We start from the raw sequence: 4722 nt of genomic DNA, 5'->3' as shown, positions 1-4722 counted from the left end.
CAACAAGGAACCTAGGTCGTTAGTCTTTGGTTTGTCGGTCAGCTGAACAAAGTTCAGACTGAACCGCCTTAACCAGTCTAACTTGACCTAGCTTATTGTCAAATAGCTTTCACGGCATAAATCGCTCAGATACTCCGCCCTTTTGTAGGCTCATGTCTTTTCCTAGACAGTTCTCGTGTCTCTCTTAAGTTTTCTAAACGCTTATTGAGGCTGGTTACTTCTTTTTCTGTTATGACTTCAGAAAGGTCATCTAAGAGATTTTTAGAAACTTTCAACTCCCTGTTTTCTAGCTTTAATGCTTTGTTTTCAGTCTCTAATTGCTGATTTTTCCATTCTGCATGAGATAGGCTATTTTCAAGCCTACTCTTTGCTTCTTTCATGCCTGCTAGTGCATTTCTAAGTAACTCATTTTGATTGACCGCCTGCTCCAGCTTCTCTACAACATCAGACACAAACGTCTTCAGTCGTCCAACAAAATCCGAAGTAAAATTAAAGCCATCGCCAAACAGTTTAGGAGTAGCATTTTCTAATTCTTCCTGCAACTCTTTGGCAACTCGACGTCTATCTAAATCTCTATACGAAATTTTCGATAAGTTACTTGATTGTTCCACCAAAAGTTGCGTTTTTTCTCTATGAGCTCTCTCCAGACGAACCACATCATCGCTCAGACGCTTAGAATCGCTTTTTAACCCCTTTATTTCCTCCTGACGACTATTTACCTCAGAATTTACCTCAGATAGCTCTGAGAGCCTCTCAGAAGCCTCAGAATCGATTTTACCGTATTCGTCAATCTTTTTCTCAAGGACACCCTCTAAACGTCCTAAATCTGCCCTTAAATCGTTTCTATGAGTGTCTAGCCATTTGAAACGCTCTTCCAACGTCGCTTCTCGGATGTTAAATGTCACGTCTGAATCTGCAAACAAAGAACCTATGTCCTCATAATCTTGAATTTCTGACATTGTTGCAGGTCTACGTTCTTCCGTATGCCAATATTTTGGCGCTCCTAAATCTAGCAATTCCTGATTAAGAGCTTCACGCCCCATTTTTTCCTTGTAGTCCGCCACACTCAAATGCTGTTCTTTGCTATCTCGCTTTCCACGTTGCAACTCAAAACCATGCTCATTCATGTACTTTGGCAAATCTTCCTGAATATGCTTTAGCTCCTCACGGTTAAACATAACCTTTGATGACAGCTTACCATTTCTCATTGGCACAATCCCTAAGTGCATGTGTGGGGTACTCTCATCAAGATGTACACTGGCATAAGCAACGTTGGTTTCTCCGTAATTCTCCGCGAAGTAGTTTTTAGCCGTTTCAAAAAATTTTCTCGTCTGCTCCTGGCCCAACTTTTCAAAAAAATCTTTATCTGACGTAATAATCCATTCATCACACAAAACAGCGTCTTTCCGTATCCCACGTTTAGAACTCTTGTTCTCGTTCACATAGTCCTTAATTTGCCGTTCATACGACACAGAGCGGTCACGATCCGTCAACTCATAGTTGAGGTGTGACCTGCTCGTGTCGATGTCTTTGTTTGAGTGCTTTTCAAAAATCCGTTCATTGTGCTTATATGCGCCACCCAAATTCCCAACTTTCATTTTCTGCATTCTCGCAACCATGTAGCTCATAACTTTTACCTCCTCAGGTGGGTCATTCGAGTAGCGAATGACAGACGAGCCGGCAAGCCTATTGCTCGTCTATTGTGATAACATTCTAGCTAGAATTTTAGCACAAATTTCGGCTAACTTCCATGTAAAGTATAACACATTATACTTTACTTCGTAAAAGTGCGTTCTCCGAAGGCTCTTGCAGAGAGCTAGTCCGCCCACTTTATGCCAGGGCGAACTACAAAAAAAGCCCTCGAATCGCAAGGGCATTTTTTGAAAAATTGGGCGACTTCGATAAGTCCCCCAAAGTCATTTTTTCAAAATGACAGTCGGACGGCTTCGCTATTGTCCGACCAAAAAATCAAAGTAAACATAGTTGAGAAAATTATCTCCATAGGAAACATTGATACTATCAACTCCACACATCCTACATAGACAGTTTCCATTATATTTTTTAATATTCTTCAAAACTATATCTTATACAAATTATTTAATCTTTCTAACTCTAATACATTCATACATACTTCTACTCCAGTAACTCCCCCCTTACTATGAATAACCCCACAAGAAAACACAATCCTCTCCTTACTCAAAATATTTGACAACACTACTAATGATTCTAAAATATAATCCTTTATAATAATAAAACTATTATTTTCATCCTTAGCAAACTCTATAAATCCAATATCCTTACACCTATCACCAAGATGAAACCTAAGTGATTTCAAAAAATAATCAAAAAAAACATCACCCTTCATAGAAAACCCTTTCATTTTTAAAAATATTCTGATATAATCATACAAAAAATAAAGGAGAACTACCATGAAAAAACTTATTTTATTTATAACTACCTTTCTCACTCTTCTTTCATTTACTGTTACAACATATGCCGAAACTCCAAAAGCAAACCAAATCACCCCATATTCTACTGCAACTGGAAATGGTGGAGTTTCCAAAATAGAAATTTATGATAACCGAAGTAGAGCATGGTGGTACGCACGACCTTATACTAAAAGCTCTTATCAATTCTCTGGAGGAGTTCGTATTACATTAACAAATGGCCGTACCTTATATTACCCGGTAAGCGGTCAAGGTAGGGCAGGACAATCAGTTAGTGGTTCAATATATGTAAGCGGAAAAATAAAAAGAGTAACTTTTACAGGTGTAGCTTACGGCCCTGGTGGAATACAAATAGCACTTCCTCAATCAGAAACAAATAATTACAGTAGTGGTGGTTCAGGGATGAGCATACCGAACCCTGAAATTCTATACGAAGAATAATTCACTAACAAGAAAGAGACTGGGACAATTTTGTCCCAGTCTCTTTAAATTTCATCAACATCGAGCTGCTTTTTCATCTCAATAGCATCTTTTTACTCATAAATTAGATATAAACAAGTGTTTTCCATGACAGTTACAACCATTTGAACCATACTTAGATTTTTGAACAGTGCTTAATCTAAAAAATCATAAATATCTGTCTGTCGACTTCTTTCTTCAGCTTGCTTGATTATCTCTGCAGTTGGTACTTGTCGATTATCAGTAATCTGCATTTCATAGCCTATGACCTTTCGGCCATTTTTAACTACGTTTAGATAAACATCTACCCCTAATTTTTTCTCTAGCTCTTCTGCCCCAACTTTCAGACAGTTCCTTGCAAAGATTGCAGGGGGCATTCTTCTCTCTTCCCCTAAAAACCAATCTTGCCAATCGTCTAAATCTCCTTGAATGGTTGTGACACGTTGATTTTTAAAGCGATTTGCTTCCCACAATTTCATCAAAATAATGGCATACTTTGATTTGATTTGAGCTAACTCTGCCAATTTGAACGAGAAGAACTGGCTACGTAAAGCAAATACGTAAGGCGCAGCATCTTCTGAAAAGATAAATTCCACTTCGCCATTAGCTAAGAATTTAATTTTTCTAAATAACTGGGTCATCAATATCCCTTTAACGCCATTCTCAACGATTGGCAGATATAACGCAGTGTTTTCGTTTAGGGCTTTAAAGCCACGTGCCACACGCTCATAGTTTTTCCCTGAAGCGTTCAATCCAAAGTGCTTCAGCACCTCTTTTGCATTTGTCGTAAATGTATCTGTTGCAGTGCTTTCTTTGGTCACATAGCTAAAACAATAGTCCAGTAGCTTATGTTCAAAGGCTTTTAAATTCCCAAAGGCTTTGGCTAGGTCATTCGCTTGTACTACTAGATAATCTTGTCTAGACATCAAGCCCTCAAACGCATTTTCTGACTTCCCTTTTTTCATGGCTTAACCTCACGTACTTTTTTGTCATAAATGATTATATAATATTATATGACAAACTTCAAGTAATTTATTACTTTTTTGTCATGTATCACGTACTTTTTTGTCATGTATCACGTACTTTTTTGTCATGTATCACGTACTTTTTTGTCATGTATCACGTACTTTTTTGTCACTTATCTCCTCGCAAACCCTTGATAATACTGACTTTTTGACACCCCCAAAGTATATATAAAGTAAGTTATAAAGTAAGTATGAAAGTAACTCCTTTAAAAAAAATCCTTCATTTTTTTTTAATTTTTCAAAAAAAAAGACCCTATCGGGCCAATCTCTTAAAAATGCATCCGGGGTCTTTACAGCTCGAAGCTGAAGGCAGTCCCACACCCGACACAAAATAGTGCCCTTTGAGCTATCCGTTTCCAGTTGCCCGACCTATAAAGAGATTCACGCCACCGACCGTATCGCTGAGGCGCCTCAATTTGATTATATCACAAATGTCTATTTTTGACACCCATTATAAAACTATGTTATAATTTAATCAACAACAAGAGTAGTGAGTTCATCACGCTAAACGAAAAGCACCCTGTCCGCCAAGACTTAGGGTGCTTTTTTGCGCTAGCTACAACACACTAGCGTTCGTGAAAAGTGACACTATTTCTCGTTGTCATCGAAGCGCTTTTCAATCCACTTCATCCCATAGGCTTTCCCCAACTCGTACGCTAAGGGCAACACTACTCGGACAACAACAAGAAGAGTAATGAGTTCTAACAAGCTAAACACCTCCTTTCGAAGGCTTAGTGCCAGAATATTGCTATTATACCATGTCCGCTTGCTTTATTCCATGGTCTATTTGA

At 38.3% G+C, this 4722-nt stretch carries 4 protein-coding genes; 1 reads left to right on the top strand and 3 read right to left on the bottom strand.

Translation table 11 applies throughout. The features are described 5' to 3' along the window. Positions 1 to 125 precede the first annotated feature (125 nt). Together mobV and HT701_RS08795 are read right to left on the bottom strand one after the other, a co-directional pair. The gene (mobV, locus tag HT701_RS08800) at positions 126 to 1628 is read right to left on the bottom strand and encodes a MobV family relaxase (RefSeq protein WP_000121181.1); all 1503 of its coding nucleotides are present in this window, start codon (positions 1626 to 1628) and stop codon (positions 126 to 128) included. 449 nt (positions 1629 to 2077) lie between these two features. After that, the gene (locus tag HT701_RS08795) at positions 2078 to 2365 is read right to left on the bottom strand and encodes a hypothetical protein (RefSeq protein WP_078373521.1); all 288 of its coding nucleotides are present in this window, start codon (positions 2363 to 2365) and stop codon (positions 2078 to 2080) included. 64 nt (positions 2366 to 2429) lie between these two features. Here HT701_RS08795 and HT701_RS08790 point away from each other — a divergent pair, with 64 nt between their 5' ends. Continuing rightward, positions 2430 to 2888: a hypothetical protein gene (locus HT701_RS08790; protein ID WP_000733562.1), complete on the top strand. Its 459-nt coding sequence runs from the start codon at positions 2430 to 2432 to the stop codon at positions 2886 to 2888. A gap of 173 nt (positions 2889 to 3061) precedes the next feature. Here HT701_RS08790 and HT701_RS08785 read toward each other — a convergent pair whose 3' ends face one another. Continuing rightward, positions 3062 to 3871, bottom strand: a complete 810-nt coding sequence (locus HT701_RS08785) for a replication initiation protein (protein WP_000715517.1) — start codon at positions 3869 to 3871, stop codon at positions 3062 to 3064. Positions 3872 to 4722 lie beyond the last annotated feature (851 nt).

It is taken from the genome of Streptococcus sp. 10824 (assembly GCF_013276595.1).
GTDB lineage: Bacteria > Bacillota > Bacilli > Lactobacillales > Streptococcaceae > Streptococcus > Streptococcus pseudopneumoniae.
The sequence above is the reverse complement of the archived record's forward strand: the minus strand, read 5'-3'. Positions and strand labels throughout refer to the sequence as shown.